Source organism: Embleya sp. NPDC059213 (assembly GCF_042754445.1).
Taxonomy (GTDB): Bacteria; Actinomycetota; Actinomycetes; order Streptomycetales; family Streptomycetaceae; genus Embleya.
Window position 1 is genome coordinate 1 of the sequence record NZ_JBHZAV010000091.1, and the last position, 15,692, is coordinate 15,692.

12 protein-coding genes are annotated in these 15,692 nt (G+C 72.2%); 11 read left to right on the forward strand and 1 reads right to left on the reverse strand.

What is annotated here, in order from left to right; translation table 11 throughout:
- The first annotated feature begins 81 nt into the window (after positions 1-81).
- From ACFXMF_RS28665 to ACFXMF_RS28695, 7 genes are all read left to right on the forward strand, one after another.
- Complete coding sequence (locus tag ACFXMF_RS28665) at positions 82-1,152, forward strand: WxL protein peptidoglycan domain-containing protein (RefSeq protein ID WP_360311392.1); 1,071 nt, start codon at positions 82-84, stop codon at positions 1,150-1,152.
- A gap of 179 nt (positions 1,153-1,331) precedes the next feature.
- Positions 1,332-2,165 (forward strand): alpha/beta hydrolase, encoded by an 834-nt coding sequence (locus ACFXMF_RS28670; protein WP_360311394.1) that lies wholly within the window; start codon positions 1,332-1,334, stop codon positions 2,163-2,165.
- Positions 2,166-2,381: 216 nt separating this feature from the next.
- Complete coding sequence (locus ACFXMF_RS28675) at positions 2,382-3,428, forward strand: STM4015 family protein (protein ID WP_360311396.1); 1,047 nt, start codon at positions 2,382-2,384, stop codon at positions 3,426-3,428.
- Positions 3,425-4,591, forward strand: a complete 1,167-nt coding sequence (locus ACFXMF_RS28680) for an STM4014 family protein (RefSeq protein WP_379988796.1) — start codon at positions 3,425-3,427, stop codon at positions 4,589-4,591. The genes ACFXMF_RS28675 and ACFXMF_RS28680 overlap by 4 nt, the downstream gene beginning before the upstream one ends.
- Before the next feature lie 47 nt (positions 4,592-4,638).
- Positions 4,639-5,448, forward strand: coding sequence for an STM4013/SEN3800 family hydrolase (locus ACFXMF_RS28685; protein WP_360311600.1), 810 nt, complete (start codon positions 4,639-4,641; stop codon positions 5,446-5,448).
- 227 nt (positions 5,449-5,675) lie between these two features.
- The gene (locus ACFXMF_RS28690; protein ID WP_379988798.1) at positions 5,676-7,055 is read left to right on the forward strand and encodes an STM4012 family radical SAM protein; all 1,380 of its coding nucleotides are present in this window, start codon (positions 5,676-5,678) and stop codon (positions 7,053-7,055) included.
- On the forward strand, positions 7,052-7,963 hold the full coding sequence (locus ACFXMF_RS28695) for an STM4011 family radical SAM protein (protein ID WP_379988800.1): 912 nt from the start codon (positions 7,052-7,054) through the stop codon (positions 7,961-7,963). Before ACFXMF_RS28690 ends, ACFXMF_RS28695 begins: the two co-directional genes overlap by 4 nt.
- Here the strand turns inward: ACFXMF_RS28695 and ACFXMF_RS28700 are convergent.
- Positions 7,951-8,955 (reverse strand): DUF4034 domain-containing protein, encoded by a 1,005-nt coding sequence (locus ACFXMF_RS28700; protein WP_379988801.1) that lies wholly within the window; start codon positions 8,953-8,955, stop codon positions 7,951-7,953. The genes ACFXMF_RS28695 and ACFXMF_RS28700 overlap by 13 nt on opposite strands.
- Positions 8,956-9,232: 277 nt before the next feature.
- Here ACFXMF_RS28700 and ACFXMF_RS28705 point away from each other — a divergent pair, with 277 nt between their 5' ends.
- The 4 genes from ACFXMF_RS28705 to ACFXMF_RS28720 all read left to right on the forward strand — a co-directional run bounded on the left by ACFXMF_RS28705 (position 9,233) and on the right by ACFXMF_RS28720 (position 15,669).
- Entirely contained in the window at positions 9,233-10,120 is an 888-nt protein-coding gene (locus ACFXMF_RS28705; protein ID WP_360311404.1) for a M20/M25/M40 family metallo-hydrolase, read from the forward strand.
- 46 nt (positions 10,121-10,166) lie between these two features.
- Positions 10,167-11,636, forward strand: coding sequence for a M1 family metallopeptidase (locus ACFXMF_RS28710; protein WP_379988802.1), 1,470 nt, complete (start codon positions 10,167-10,169; stop codon positions 11,634-11,636).
- A gap of 133 nt (positions 11,637-11,769) precedes the next feature.
- Complete coding sequence (gene proS, locus ACFXMF_RS28715) at positions 11,770-13,182, forward strand: proline--tRNA ligase (protein ID WP_379988803.1); 1,413 nt, start codon at positions 11,770-11,772, stop codon at positions 13,180-13,182.
- A 168-nt stretch (positions 13,183-13,350) separates the two neighbouring features.
- Positions 13,351-15,669, forward strand: a complete 2,319-nt coding sequence (locus ACFXMF_RS28720) for an FdhF/YdeP family oxidoreductase (RefSeq protein ID WP_379988804.1) — start codon at positions 13,351-13,353, stop codon at positions 15,667-15,669.
- Positions 15,670-15,692: the final 23 nt, after the last annotated feature.

A 15,692-nucleotide genomic window follows, 5' to 3' on the forward strand; every position in this document is an offset into this window, starting at 1 on the left:
GGTCCGGGTCGTCCCCGTACCCCGCGCCGCCCCGGCCCGACGTCACCCGCCCCACCCGTCCGCCCGCGAACGGAATCCGTCATGCCCCACTCCCGTCGGCGCATCCGCCGGGTGCTCACCGCGCTCGCCGCGGCCGGCGCCGGCCTCGTGCTCTCCTGCGCCACGCCCGCCGGCGCCGCCGATTCCCCGCCCGCCGCCGCGCCCGCGGCCGGCACGTGGTCCGTCCAGCCCTCCACCGAACACGGCCCGGACGAACGCCCGTTCTTCCGCTACGCCCTCGCCCCGGGGGCCCGCCGGCTCGACTACGTCGCGGTCACCAACTCCGGCGACACGCCCCTGACCGTGGATCTGTACGCCCAGGACGCCTTCACCACCGCCGCCGGCGGCTTCGACCTGCTCGCCGCCGGCCGGCCGCCCGCCGACGTCGGCTCGTGGATCCGCCTCAAGCAGACCCGGGTGACCGTGCCGGCGCGCTCGCGCAGCGACGTACCGTTCGAACTGTCCGTTCCGGACAACGCGTCCCCCGGCGACCACAGCGGCGGCGTGGTCGCCTCGGTGGCCGCCCCCGGCCGGGACGCGGCCGGCAATCAGGTGCTGCTCGACCGACGGGTGGGCACCCGGGTGTATCTGCGCGTCGACGGCCCGTTGCGCCCCGCCCTGGGCACCGGCGGCCTGAGCACCCGAGTACACACCGCGCCGGACCCCTTCGGCGGCGGCCTGACCGTCACCTACACGGTGCGCAACACCGGCAACATCCGCCTCGGCGCCCGCCCCGAGCTGACCGTTCGCGGTCCCTGGGGCCTGACCACCGAGCACCGTCGGCTCGACCCGTTGCCCGAGTTGTTGCCCGGCGCGTCGTTGACCCGCACCGTGCGCGTCGACGGCGTGACCCAGGCATTCCGGCTGGACGTCGACCTCGCGGTGCACCCGATGCCGGTACCCGGCGGCCCGGCGGAGACCGGCCCGGTCGCGCATGCCCGGACCGCGGTCCGGGCCGTGCCCTGGGTCGCGGTGGGCGCGTCCGCGCTCCTGCTCGCTCTGGTCGTAACGCTCGTCGTGTACCGCCGCCGGCGCCGGCCCACCGACGAGCCCACGCCGACCGAGCACGAGCGCGCCGAGGAACTCGCGGGTGCCCCGGCCTCGGGCGCGTAGTCACCCATCCGATCCGGCACCGGCACGGAAAGTCGTCGCGGGCCCGTTGTCGATCCGGGCAGCTCCCGTTCGTCGTATGGGCAAAGGCGGGGAAGCGGTCCCCGCCGGCCGGCTCCGTCACCCGAACCGCGTGCGCGGCACGCGACCCGGGTGTCGCCGCCCCGAACCCGGAGGATCCGATGACCCCCACTTCGACGGTTCCCGTCACCGTGCACACCCTCGACGTGCCCGGCGCGCACCTGCACTACGAAGTCCGCGGCCGGGGCCCGCTCGTGCTGCTGGTCGGCGCCCCGATGGACGCCCGATCGTTCGCGCCGATGGCCGATCTGCTCGCCGCCGAGCACACCGTGCTCACCACCGATCCGCGGGGCGTGCTGCGCAGCTCGGTGCACGACCCCGATCGGGACTCGACGCCGGAGTTGCGTGCCGACGACCTCTCCCGGTTGCTCACCCGCCTCGATGCCGGACCGGCGGTGGTCGTCGGCTCCAGCGGCGGCGCCGTCAGTGCGCTGGCCCTGCTCCAGGCGCATCCCGAACAGGTGCACACCCTGGTCGCACACGAACCCCCGGTGGTCGAACTGCTGGAGGATCGCGAGCGGTTGCACGCCGAGACCGCCGACGTCGTCGCCGACCACCTGGCCGGCGACGTGCGCGGCGCCTGGCGCAAATTCCTGGACCAGGCCCACATCACGTTGCCCGAACCGGTATTCGAGACCATGTTCGGCGCCGATCGGGATCCGCAGGTGGTCGCCGACGAGAGCTTCTGGTTCGCGCACGAACTGATCCCGACCACACGCTGGTGCCCCGACCTCGCGGCCCTGCGCGCGACGAACACCCGCATCGTGGTCGGCATCGGCGAGGACTCGACCGGACAGAGTTGCGACCACACGTCCCGGGCCCTGGCCGTCGGACTCGGCATCGAGCCCACGATGTTCCCCGGCGACCACACCGGCTTCGTCGGCGACCCGGCCGCGTTCGTCGCCCGCCTGCGCGCGGTACTGCGCGAGGGCTGAGCCGCCGCCCACCACCGCCCCCGCCCCGCGCCCCGCGGTGTGCGGGGCGGTGACGTCATGGTCGCGGGCGCAGCGACGCGGGTACGCCCCTGCGCGCGGGTCGTCGGCGCGCTCTGGTAGTCAGGACCGGTACGCCCACCGATCCGCCCGCGCCCGCCCTCGGCAGCACCCCTGACCGTGCCTGCGGGACCCGACCTACGCAGGTGACCGACCAGCATGGCCATCTACCACTACCTGGAGAACTTCGGCGGCCTGCCGGTCGCCGACCTGCGACCGCCGGAGTCGGAGGAGGTCTCGGCCGTCCCCGGGAAACAACCCGAGCAGGGCACGCGCGGCGCACCCACCCCGCCGTACGGGAGCGCCCCCGACGACCACCCCGCCGACGCCGTCGCCTGGCGGCTGCGTCGGCGCCACTGGGAGGACGACCCCGAACTCACGGACCTCTACGACCACTTCGTGGCCAACGTGGACACCACCCGGGTCACCGCCCTGATCGTCGGCGCCTGGGATGTGGACCTGTCCCAACCCAATCCGCTGATCGAACGGCTGATCCGGGACGCCGACCGCTTCCCGGCGCTGCGCCGACTCTTCCTCGGCGACGCGGTCCAGGAGGAAGCGGAGATCTCCTGGATCGGCATCGGCCCGTGGACCGAAGTGCTCGAAGCCTTCCCGTCGCTGGAGGAGTTGGTGATCCGCGGCAGCGAGAACGCCCTCCAGGACCCCACCGCGGCCGCCGCCCCCGCGCCGCCCCCGGTACGACACGAACACCTGCGCCGCCTCCGGTTCGAGAGCGGCGGCCTGTCCGCCCGGATCGTGCGTGCCGTCGGCCTGAGCGACCTTCCGGCGTTGGAATCGCTCGAACTGTGGCTCGGCGTCCGCGACTACGACGGCGACACCACCGTCGACGACCTGGCCGAGTTGCTCTCCGGGACCCGCGTGCCCGGGCTGCGGCATCTGGGCCTGATGAACAGCGAGATCCAGGACGAGATCGCCGCCGCACTCGCGAGCGCCGCCGTGACGGCCCGGCTGGAATCCCTGGACCTGTCGATGGGCACCCTGGGCAACGAGGGCGGCGAGGCGCTCCTGCAGGGCCAACCGCTCGGCCATCTGCGCAAGCTGACGATCGATCACCACTTCCTGGACGACCCGGTCGCCGAACGCCTGCGCGACTCGCTGCGGGCGTCCGGCGTCGCGGTGGAGATCTCCCGCCGCGAATCCGGCCGGGGTATCCGCGGCTACCGCTATGTGGAGGTCGCCGAGTGAGTGCGGGCGCACCCGAGAGCCCGATCACCGTCGTCGGCAACCCCGGCCACCGCCGCCTGGTGGGCTTCGACGCCGCGGCGCGCGCCGCCGGATTGCCCGTGCCGCGGGTGGTCGCCTGGCAGGACGTATTGCGCGGCGCCGAACCCGGCTACGCCGCCGGACCGGTGCGGATCGACTCCCCCGGCGAGGATGCCGCCGTGCACGCACTGCTCGGCGGGCCGGCGGACCCGCATCGGGTGGAGGGCGGCGCGGCACGCCACGCCGCGTTTCGTCGTGGGCTGCGGCGGGTGCGAAGTGCCGTCGCCGCGACCCCCGGCGCGTGGCTCGTCAACGACCCCGACGACATCGCGGTCATGTTCGACAAGCCGCGCGCGCACGAACGGCTGCGCGTCGCGGGCGTCGCGGTGCCCCCCGGGCTCGCCGCCGACGGGCGCGGCGTCGCGGTGCGTTCCTACGCCGAACTGCGCGAGTTGATGCGGAGCAGCCGCCGCCCGCGCGTCTTCGTCAAGCCCGCCCACGGCTCGTCCGCGTCCGGTGTGCTGGCCCTGGAGACCTCGGGGGCACGCGTACAGGCCACCACCTCCGTCGAACTGGTCCGCACCGGATCCGACCTCGCGCTGTTCAACTCGTTGCGGGTGCGCGCGTATCGCGCCGAGGCGGACGTCGCCGCCCTGGTCGACGCGTTGTGTGTGGACGGCGTGCACGTCGAGACGTGGTTGCCGAAGCTCACCCTGGACGGGCTCGCCGTCGACCTGCGGGTCCTGGTGGTCGCGGGCCGCGCGACACACGTCGTCGCACGCGGCAGCCGTACCCCGATGACCAATCTGCACCTCGGCAACGCCCGGGTCGACGTCGACGCGGTGCGCCGGGCGGTGGGGTCCGTCGCGTGGGACGAGGCGCTGGCGACGTGTGTTCGCGCGGCCGGATGTTTTCCCCGTACCCTGCACGTCGGCGTCGATCTGCTGTTCGCGGTCGACCGGCGCCGGCACGCGGTCGGCGAGGTCAACGCGTTCGGCGATCTGCTGCCGGGCGTACTGCACCGGGGTCGGGACACGTGGGGGGAACAGGTCCGGGCGCTGATGGCGGGATGGCGCCCACCGGAGACGTCGGCTGCGGCCGGACGGGAAACACCAGACGGGGAACAACTGCCGTGTCCGACCTGACCACACCCACTGCCGCACACTCCCGCGACGACGGGCGCGACCCCGACATGAACGAGGTCGTCGGCCGGCACGACCTGCTCATGGTCACCCTCGACACGTTGCGCTACGACGTGGCCGCGGAACTCGCGGCGGCCGGTCGGCTGCCCCACCTGGCGCGGGTGTTGCCCGAGGGGCGCTGGGAGGCCCGGCACACCCCGGGCAGCTTCACCTACGCCGCGCACACCGCGTTCCTCGCCGGTTTCCTGCCCACTCCGCGGGCGCCCGGGCCGCATCCGCGGCTGTTCGCGGCGCGCTTCGGCGGCAGCGAGTCCACCGCGCCGCGCACGTGGGTGTTCGACGAGCCCGACCTGCCCACCGGGCTGGCGCGGGCGGGCTATCACACCGCCTGCATCGGCGGCGTGGGCTTCTTCAACAAGCAGGGCGCGCTCGGCTCGGTACTGCCCGGCCTGTTCGCGGAAAGCCACTGGGCCCCCGAACTGGGCGTCACCTCGCCCACGTCGTTCGAGTCCCAGGTCGCCTGCGCGGAGCGGGTGGTCGCCGCCCTGGAACCGGAGCAGCGGCTCTTCCTCCTGGTCAACGTGGCGGCGCTGCATCAGCCGAACTGGTTCCACCGGCCCGGCGCGACGGCCGCCGACGGCGATTCGCGCGAGACGCACGCGGCGGCGCTGGAATACGTGGACCGGCATCTGGGCCGGCTCTTCCGGGCGATGAGCAGCCGTCGCCCGTGCTTCGCGATCGTGACGTCCGACCACGGCACCGCGTACGGCGAGGACGGCTACATCGGGCACCGCATCGGGCACGAGGTGGTGTGGACCGTGCCGTACGCGCAGTTCACGCTGTACCCGGGCGACTGGTGACGGCGCGGGCGACTCGCTCGGCGGCACGCGCGGACCTCGGGGGCACGCGGCTCGCGCGTCCGGGCCCGGACCGCCTCCGTCTCGGGCGGCGGCGTCGAGGGCGGCGCGCGGGCCGCGCGTTCGCCCCCGGGCACCCGGCCGGCGGCCCTGTCGGTCGGCGTGCATAGGGTCGGGGCATCCGAGTGCCTCGCGCACCACCCAGTCACGTCGTCGGAGGTCATCCGCCCATGGGGTCGCCCGGCACCACCGATCCCTCGTCCGCGCGTTCGTCGTCGGCGGCAGAGCTGCTCGGGTCGCCGTACACGGGATACGTCTACTCGTATCCGCACAAGACCGCGTACCGCCCACTGGATCCGGAGCCCGCGCTCACCGATGTGTGGCGGGGCCGGGACCAGTCCGCGCTGTTCCTCTACCTGCACATACCGTTCTGTGAGATGCGCTGCGGTTTCTGCAACCTGTTCACCCGCACGGGTGCGCCGGCGGAACTGGTCGGGCGCTACCTGGACGCGCTCGAACGCCAGGCGCGCGCCGTGCGCGAGGCGATACCCGACGCGCGTTTCGCGGTCGCGGCGGTGGGTGGCGGCACCCCCACCTATCTCGACGCGCCCGAGCTGGAGCGGCTGTTCGACATCGCCGCGGACGTGATGGGGGCGGACCTCGACGCGATCCCGCTGTCCGTCGAGACGTCCCCGGCGACGGCGACCCCGGAGCGGCTGAAGGTGCTGGCCGCGCGCGGGACGACCCGGGTCAGCATCGGCGTGCAGTCCTTCGACGACGCCGAGGCCCGCGCGGTGGGGCGCCCGCAACGTCGGGCCGACGTCGAGGCCGCGCTCGCGGCGATCCGCGACACCGCGGTGCCGATCCTCAACATCGACCTCATCTACGGCATCGACGGCCAGACCCGGGCGGGTTGGCTGGCCTCGATCGACGCGGCACTCGCGTGGCGGCCGGAGGAGGTATACCTCTACCCGTTGTACGTGCGCCCGCTCACCGGCCTCGGCCGCCGCGCCGTCACGCGTGCGGACTGGGACATCGACCGCCTCGCCCTCTACCGCGCGGGCCGCGACCATCTGCGCGAGGCCGGCTACGAGCAGGTCTCGATGCGCATGTTCCGCCGCGCGGACGCGCCGCGCGACGCCGACGCCGGCTCCGAATCCGACTACAGTTGCCAGCGGGACGGCATGATCGGCCTCGGCTGCGGCGCCCGTTCGTACACCGGGGACCTGCACTACTCGTTCGACTACGCGGTCGGCATCGGCGAGGTGCGGGCGATCATCGACGACTATGTGACGCTCGATCGGGACGCCTTCACCCGCGCCCGGGTCGGCTGTCGCCTCGATGCCGGCGAGCGCCGCAGGCGGTTCCTGCTCACCTCGCTGCTCCAGGCCGACGGGCTGGCCGCGGCCGACTACCGGGCGGCCTTCGGGACCGACGCCGCCGCCGACTTCGCGGCCGAGCTGACGCCGGCGGCCGAGGCCGGTCTGTTGACCGTCTCCGCGAGCGGGGTGCGCCTGACCGAGGAGGGCCTGGCCTGGTCCGACGCGATCGGCCCCGCGTTGTTCTCGCCGGAGACCGCCGCCCTGATGCACGGATACCACCCGCGATGACCCGGCCTCCCGTCGGCACGGCCCTGAACCTGGTCGAACCCCGCGCGTCCGCCGACCCGTTGACGATCCTGTATCGGGGTCCGCTGGCCTCGTGCGACTACGATTGCGGCTACTGTCCGTTCGCCAAGCGCCGCGACACACCCGAGCAACTGCGGGCCGACCGTGCGGCGTTGGCCCGCTTCGCGGATTGGGTGGCGCACACGCCGGAGCGCGTGTCGCTGCTGTTCACCCCGTGGGGCGAAGGTCTGGTGCGCAGTTGGTATCGCCGTACGCTCGCCGAGTTGAGCCGACTCCCGCACGTCGAGCGCGTGGCCATCCAGACCAACCTGAGCGCGCACCCGCGGTGGACCGAGGCCGCGGACCCGACCCGCCTGGCCCTGTGGGCCACCTACCACCCCGACCAGGTCCCCTACCCGCGGTTCCTGGACCGGTGCCGCGACCTGCGCGCACGCGGCGTGCGGCTCAGCGTCGGTGTCGTCGGACTGCCCGAACACCTGCCCGCCGCACGGCGCCTGCGCGACGAACTGCCCGCCGACGTATACCTGTGGGTCAATGCCGCCGAGGGGCACACCTACACCGACTCGGCGGCGGCCCAATGGGCCGCGCTGGACCCGCACTTCGGCTTCAGTCGGCACCCGCACCCGTCCCGGGGCGTGCCGTGCCGCACGGGCGACACGGTGGTCTCCGTCGACGGCGAAGGCACGGTACGCCGATGCCACTTCGTACCGGAGGTGCTGGGCAACCTCTACGACGGCTCGTTCCGTACCGCGCTCGCCCCGACACCGCCGTGCCCCAAGGCGATCTGCGACTGCCACATCGGCTACGTGCACCTGACGTCGCTACCGCTGTACGACGTCTTCGCCGGCGGCATCCTCGAACGCGTCCCGGCGCCGACTCAGTCGCGGTAGGGCGCCAGGGCTTCCTGCGCGTTGCGGAACGCGGTATCGAGGAAGCTCCGGCTGTAGCTCCAGGGATATCGGTAGACGCTGTTGTTGGCGCCGGCGAATTGCACCGCGAGGTCGATCCAACGGTCCGACATCGCCAACGCGTAGGTCAGGATGCTGAGGTCGTGCAACCAGGTGGGATTGCGGCCGGCGCCGTCCTCGGGGTAGGCCGCGAGAGCCGCGTCCAGGTCGGCCTGCCGCTCGGGGTGCAACCAGAACGCGTCGATGTCGAAGTCGGAGTCCCGGTCGTTCTCCCGCAGTTGGTACTCGACGTGCGCCTGCAGCACCAACAGTGCCAGCGGCGATCCGGTCGGCGCCGCGGCCGCTGCCTCGCGGGCGAAGGCGTACATGCGTTCGTGCGAGCCGTACCACTTGGCCGCCAGGTATTGGAGGGCGGAGTTGTGACCGAACCGGCTGTGCGGGTCCCGGGCCAGCAGTTCGGTCCAGCGGGCCTCGAACACCTCCTGCGGGGCGCCTCGACCGATGGTCACCCACAGCCGGGTGATCCACGGTGTCGGGTCCTGCGGGGCGGCCTCGCACGCGATCAGGCAGGCCCGCTCCGCGTGTTCGAGGATGCGCTCGAACTCGGCGAACGCCTCGGCACTGGTGTCCCGCGCCCACCCGCTGCCGCGCGCCTCCCAGGCCGCGTCCACCGCGACCTGCGCCTCGACCACGAGCCGGTCGGCCGAGTCCGGTTGTGCCTGCTTCCAGGCCACGAACCACGCGGGATTCGTCAGCACGCTCCCGGCGAGGGTCTGCACGCAGAGCGAGCGTCGATCCCAGTTCGACCCGATCTGTTCGAGCAGTTGTGTCGCGGGCTCGAACCGCCCGGTCCGCACGACGAAGTCGCGGGCAGCGGCCACCTCCAGGTCCAGCATCGCGGTGTCCTCGACAAAGGCCGGACCGGCGGAGGGTTCGTCTCGCCCGGGCCGACGAAACCGCTTGAAGATCGACATGAAAGCGCAGCGTAGGCCATCCCCCGCACCCGATTTCGGCCGCCCCCAGCGGAGAGGTTGGCCACCGGGCGCGGGGCGCGGACACGTGCCCCCGGGCACGCCCGACGGTTCTCGATCGAGGGCGTCGGTGCAGGCGGAACGCTCGTGCGATACCGCGGGGTCGTCCCCTACCGGGCGACCACGGGTTCCTGACAACTCCTTGACATCTTCACGGGATTGTGGGGTTCCGGCTGCTCGCCGGACCATCCCACCTCTTCCCTCAAGGAGAGAGTCCCGCATGGAGATATCCGGTCGGATTCGGCGCACGGCCGCAGCGGTCGGCCTGTGTGTGACCCTGGTCGCCCTGCCCGCCGCGGCGCAGGCCGAGCCGGCGGCGCCGAGGCCACCACAGGTGCCCGTCGTGAGCACGGAGCAGGTCATGTCGCACCTGCGGGCCCTGCAGGCGATCGCGGACCGCAACGGGGGCAACCGGGCCCACGGCACCAAGGGCTTCCGGCAGTCGCTGGCCTATGTGAAGGGGGTGCTGGACCGGGCGGGGTTCCGCACCGACGTGCAGCCGTTCAGGTACGACGGCGTGCTCGGCTACAACCTCGTCGCGGATTGGCCCGGCGGCGACCCCGACCACGTCGTGCTCGTCGGCGCCCATCTCGACAGCGTCCCGACCGGCCCCGGCATGAACGACAACGGCTCCGGCTCGGCCGCCACCCTCGCCTCCGCCGTCGCGCTGTCGCGCTCGGGCGTCGTGCCTCGGCGCCATGTGCGCTTCGCCTGGTGGGGCGCGGAGGAGCCGGGTCTGATCGGCTCCAAGCACTACGTGAGCGAACTGTCGGCCGCCGAACGCAGGAAGATCGACGTCTACCTCAACTTCGACATGACCGGCGGCAAGGACGTCCGGCAGTGGCTCGTCATCCATGACGAACCCCGGGCCACCGAGGCGTTCGAAGCCTTCTTCGCGGCCAGGGCCCTGCCCACCTTCGACATCGGCATCGGCGGCTCGGACCACGTGTCCTTCAACGCGGCCGGGATCCCGGTGTCCGGCTTCACCAGCGGCATCGGCGACTGCTACCACGAGGCTTGCGATCGCATCGACAACGTGGATCCCGGGACCGAGACCATCAGCGCGAACGCCGTTCTGGGCGTGACCTGGCAACTCGCCACCCGCTGAGCACCGACCGCGGCCACCGCTACCAGGACGGGCAGGAACACGACACATGCGCAGCACGAACAGCACCACGAGAGGGCGCCACCATCCCGCGCTGGTGGGCCTGCTGGCAGGCACCATGCTGCTGACCGCGGCGCCCTCCTCGGCCGCCGGCACCGGAGCCGGCGGATCCGGGGTGGGAGACCCGTACTTTCCCGAGGACGGGAACTCCGGCTACGACGTCGCCGACTACGACGTCCGGGTGGTCTACGACCCGGCTCGCCCCGACCACCTGAGCGGGGACACCACGGTGACCGCCAGGGCCACCGGCCGGCTGGACCGGTTCGATCTGGACCTGGAGGGCTTCGAGGTCGGCTCGGTCACCGTCGACGGCGTCCCCGCGAAGAGCTTCTCCCGCAGCGGCGCCCACGAGTTGGTGATCACCCCGGCCCGCCGGATCGCCAAGGGCGCGAGGTTCGCCGTCCGGGTCCGCTACTCCGGCACACCCGTCGGCAAGAGCTGGCATCGGCTCCCCGACGGCGCGGCGAACGTGACCGGCGAGCCGCACTCCGCCACCGCGTGGTACCCGGCCAACGACCACCCGTCCGACAAGGCGACGTTCCGGCTCACCGCGACGGTCCCCGACACCTGGACGGTGATCGGCAACGGCCGCCCCGGACCCACGACTTCCGCCGGCCAGGGTTGGAAGTCCTACCGCTGGTACGAGGATCGGCCGCTCGCCACGTATCTGAGCACCATCGCCATCGACAGGTTCACCGTGCGCACCTCGCAACTGGCCGACGGCACCCCGGTGATCAACGCGTACAGCCCCGGCATCGCGATCGATCCCGGCACCGAGGCGCTGTTGCCGGAGATCATCGACTTCCTGGCGAGCAGGTTCGGCCCGTATCCGTTCTCCTCGGCCGGCCTGCTCGCCGTCAACGGCGATCCCGCCGCGCCCGACGGCGGCGCCGCGATCGAGACGCAGAGCCGACCGACCTACGTCGGGGCGGTGTTCGACTCCGGGCTGGTGCACGAGTACACCCATCAGTGGTTCGGCAACAACGTCTCGTTCACCGACTGGCGGGACGGTTGTCTGGCCGAGTGCGTCGCCCAGTACGCCAACCAACTGTGGGACGAGAAGGGCGGTGCCGACCTGGACACCGGCTTCTATCCGGCCATGCTCGAACAGAGCCGGCAGGACCCCGACTTCTGGAGCGTGCGGCTCTACGACCCGGGCCAGGGAAAGGAGTTGCACTCGGCCCTGTACTTCAAGGGGTCGATGATGATGCACGCGCTGCGGCGGACCGTCGGGGACGACGCCTTCTTCGGCACGCTCCGGCAGTGGCAACAGGAGCACCGCTACGGCAACGCCTCCTGGCCGCAGTTCGAGGCACTCGCGAAGAAGGTCTCCGGCCGGCCGGACCTCACCGGCTTCTTCGACGCCTGGGCACACGGCACCACCGTCCCGCAGGACGAGTACCTCTACCCCGGAAGCCTCGGCCCGCTGGCCCCGACCCCGGAGCGGAACCCCCGCTGAACCGACACCGACGTGCGGCCCGCGACCTGCGGGTTTCGGGCCGCACGCCGCGAAGACGAGCCCGCTCGCGGACCGGCCGCGACGGGCAATATCGATTGGCGCGCGGCCCGACCCGCGTCCTAGCATCCGCTGCATGTCAAAGGCTCCTGTGCTCACCCCCCGGGCGGACGACTTCCCCCGCTGGTACCAAGACGTGGTCGCCAAGGCCGAACTGGCCGACAACGGTCCGGTGCGCGGCACCATGGTCATCCGACCGTACGGGTACAGCCTGTGGGAGCACATGCAGCAGGAGATGGACGCCCGGATCAAGGCGGCGGGCGCGGCGAACGCGTACTTCCCGCTCCTGATCCCGCAGTCCTACCTGACCAGGGAAGCCGAGCACGTCGAGGGTTTCGCCCCCGAACTCGCCGTGGTCACGCACGGCGGCGGCAAGGGACTGGACGAGCCGGTCGTCATCCGACCCACCTCCGAGACGATCGTCAACGAATACTTCGCCAAGTGGGTGCAGAGCTACCGCGACCTGCCCCTGCTGATCAACCAGTGGGCCAACGTGGTGCGTTGGGAGTTGCGTCCGCGGGTGTTCCTGCGCACCACGGAATTCCTGTGGCAGGAAGGCCACACCGCACACGCCACCCGCGAGGACGCCCGGGCCTACGCCGCGCGCATCCACCGCGACGTCTACGCCGACTTCATGGAGAACGTCCTGGCGATGGACGTGATCCCGGGGCGCAAGACGGTCCGGGAACGCTTCGCCGGCGCGATCAACACGCTCACCCTCGAAGGCATGATGGGCGACGGCAAGGCCCTCCAGTTGGGCACCAGTCACGAGCTGGGCCAGAACTTCGCCAGGGCCTTCGAGACGCGCTATCTCGCCGAGGACGGCCGCCAGGAGTACGTCTGGCAGACCTCGTGGGGCTCCACCACCCGGATGATCGGCGCGCTGGTGATGATGCACGGGGACGACGACGGCCTGCGGGTGCCGCCGCGCCTGGCGCCCATCCAGGTGGTGGTCGTCGCGGTGAAGGGCGACGACGCGGTCGTGGCGGAGGTGCGCGCGATCGGCGACCGGCTGACGGCGGCCGGTGTCCGGGTCCACGTCGACGACCGTACGGACACGCCGTTCGGGCGGCGCGCGATCGACTGGGAGCTCAAGGGCGTGCCGATCCGGATCGACGTCGGGCCTCGCGACCTGGCCGCCGGTACCGCCGTGCTGATCCGTCGGATCGCCGGCGGCAAGGAGCCGGTGGCGATCGCGGGACTGGCCGAACTCGTGCCCGCGGCGCTGGTGGAGGACCAGGCCCTGCTGCTGGCCCAGGCCCGCGAGCGCCGCATCGGCCGCGAGGTCGAGGTGCGCACGATCGAGGAGGCTGCGGAGGCGGCGGGCACCGGCTGGGCCCGCATCCCGTGGGCCGACCTCGGCCCGGAGGGCGAGGCGCGGCTCGCCGAGCAGGGCGTGTCCGTCCGGTGCCTGATCGCCGCGGACGGCTCCGTTCCCGACCGCGACGACCAGCCGGGCAACATCGCCGTGGTCGCCCGCGCCTACTGACCCGGATCGCCCCACGTCGTCGGGGCTCGCCCGGCCATCGCCCCGGGCGGCCGTCAGCGGTAGCCGATCCTCCACCCGTGATCGAGACTCGGCGGTGGAGGTCGGTTGCCCCGCGGCCTCGACATGGTCGCCGCGTGTCGGCGCGCCCGACGGCGGAAGGTGACGGTCGTGAACGCCTCCGAGGACCCGCAGCAGGACCGGGCCGAACCGGACGTGGGTCCCACGCCGAAGGAGCCCCCGCGGTTTCGGCCCTACCGACACCCCGCCGCGGGGTGGGGTGCCGCCAGGAGTGTGACCCGTCTCCTGCTGGGTGAGCGTGCCGTGGTCGACGGATCGCGGGCGATCATGCGGATGAACCACGAGAACGGCGGCTTCGACTGCCCCGGGTGCGCCTGGCCGGACGACACCAAGGGCCTGCACCTGGACATCTGCGAGAACGGCATCAAGCACGTCACGTGGGAGATGACCCGCAAGCGGGTCGGCCGCGAGTTCTTCGCCGCGCACACGGTGACCGAACTGGCGGGCTGGAGCGACTTCGCGCTGGAGAACCAGGGCCGGCTGACCGAGCCGATGGTGTACGACCCCGAGTCGGACCACTACGTCCCGATCGCCTGGAAGGACGCCTTCGAGCTGGTCGGCCGCGCCCTGCGCGAGCTGGACGACCCGAATCGGGCCGCCTTCTACACCTCCGGCCGGCTCGGCAACGAGGCCACCTTCCTCTACCAGTTGATGGCCCGCGAACTCGGTACGAACAACCTGCCCGACTGCTCCAACATGTGCCACGAGGCCAGCGGCCGAGCCCTGAGGGCGGCGCTGGGCACCGGCAAGGGCACCGTGGACCTCAAGGACTGGGAGAGCACGGACGCGCTGTTCATCCTGGGCGTCAACGCCGCCTCCAACGCACCGCGGATGCTCACCGCGCTCGCCGAGGCCCATCGCCGCGGCGCCCGGATCGTACACGTCAACCCGCTCGTCGAGGCCGCCGCCACCCGCACCATCGTGCCCCACGAGTTCGTCGACATGGCCCTGTTCAAGTCGACGAGGACCAGCAGCCTGAACCTGCAACCGCGGATCGGCGGCGACATGGCCCTGCTGCGCGGCATGGCCAAGACCATCCTCGAACAGGCCCCCACCGACCCCAAGGCGCTGGATCGGGAATTCCTCGACCGGCACACGTCGGGGTTCGAGGAGTACCGCGCGTTGTGCGAACGCACGTCGTGGGACGAGATCGAGCGCCAGAGCGGACTCGATCAGGCCCGGATCCGCCGGGCGGCCCGGGTGTACCGCGAGGCCGATCGCAGCATCTTCAGTTGGTGCCTGGGCATCACCCAGCACGAGCACGGCGTCGACACGGTCCGCGAGATCGTCAACCTGCTGCTGTTGCGCGGAAACCTGGGGCGCGAGGGCGCCGGGCCCTGCCCGGTGCGCGGCCACAGCAACGTCCAGGGCAATCGCACGTGCGGCATCGACCACCGCCCCACCGACGCCTTCCTGGACCGCCTCGCCGACGCCTGTCGGATCACGCCGCCCCGCGAGCCCGGCCTGGACACGGTGGCCACGATCGAGGCGATGCGGCTCGGCCGGATCGAGGTGTTCGTCGGCATGGGCGGCAACTTCGCCCTCGCCGCCCCCGACACCCCGTACACCCACGCCGGCCTGCGCGCCTGCGCACTCACCGTGCACGTCAGCACCAAACTCAACCGCAGCCACCTCGTGCACGGCCGCCGGGCGCTGATCCTGCCGTGCCTGGGCCGCACCGAGAAGGACGCGCAACGCGGCGGCGTGCAGAGCACCTCGGTCGAGGACTCGATGAGCATGGTCCACCTGTCCGTCGGCATGAAGAAGCCCGCCTCACCCCAACTGCTCTCCGAGCCCGCCATCATCGCCGGCATCGCCCGCGCCGCGCTGCCCGGCAGCGAGACCCGCTGGGAGTGGTACGTCGAGGACTACGACCGCATCCGCGACACCATGGCCCGAGCCCTGGACGGCTTCGAGGACTTCAACCGCCGGGTGCGCCTGCCGCTCGGGTTCCGGATCAAGCAGCCCGCCCGCGAACTCGTCTTCCTGACCCCGTCCGGCCGTGCGGAGTTCTCCACCGCCGCACTGCCGGACGTCGTCCCCGCCCCCGGCACCCTGGCCCTGGGCACCATGCGTTCGCACGACCAGTGGAACACCACGATCTACTCCGACAACGACCGCTACCGCGGCATCACGAACCTGCGCACCCTGGTCTTCATGCACCGGGACGACATGCACGAGCGCGGCGTCCGCGAGTTCGACCCGGTCGACATCACCAGCACCGCCCGGGACGGCGGCACCCGCACCCTGTCCGGCTATCTGGCCGTTCCCTACGACATCCCGCGCGGCTGCGCGGCCGGCTACATGCCCGAGATGAACGTGCTGTGCGCGATCGGCGACTACAGCACCCAGAGCGATCAGCCGATCATGAAACACCTCAAGGTCACCATCACCCGATCCACCGCCTGAACGACGCGCCGGACCCCGGCCGC